This window comes from Agaribacillus sp. DX54 (genome assembly GCF_056858335.1).
The window spans coordinates 1-501 of the sequence record NZ_JBXEQE010000128.1; the positions used below are offsets into that span (position 1 = coordinate 1).

At 45.7% G+C, this 501-nt stretch carries 1 protein-coding gene; it reads right to left on the reverse strand.

Going from position 1 to position 501, the window contains the following annotated elements; all coding sequences use genetic code 11:
• A partial coding sequence (locus tag AC04NP_RS30640) for a condensation domain-containing protein (protein WP_482863943.1) occupies positions 1-501 on the reverse strand: 501 nt, incomplete at both ends.

Sequence of the window (501 nt, forward strand, 5' to 3'; positions counted from 1 at the left end):
GCTTGCCCCGATAAATAGCGCATGACCTCTTCTGCTACCTTTGCCATGCCGATATGATCCATTATCAAATGATGATGATTCAACACCAAATAATAGGCTCCATTAGCTACATCATCGGCTACTTTTACCCGTAACAGAGGGGCTTTTGTCACATCCATGTACAGGCTATCCGGGGCCATGGCTTTCTTTACCTGAGGTAGGATGTCCTGGCTACTATCTGTGGATAACGCTTCTATCGGCAGTTCCACTTCCCGTAATACCACCTGTAGATTTTGGGAAAGCCCCGAATTTAAAACACAGGTACGCAGCACATCATGGCGACCGATTACAAAACCTAAGCCTTCCATAAATGTAGATCGCTTGTCTGGCGATGAAAAGGACAGTAACCGAGGCAAAACATAAGGATCTCCGTTATTTTCATCGCTCATCAAATGATGAAAATAGATACCCTCCTGTAAAGGGGATAGGGGGTAGATGTCTTGGATATTGATCCCGCCCCCA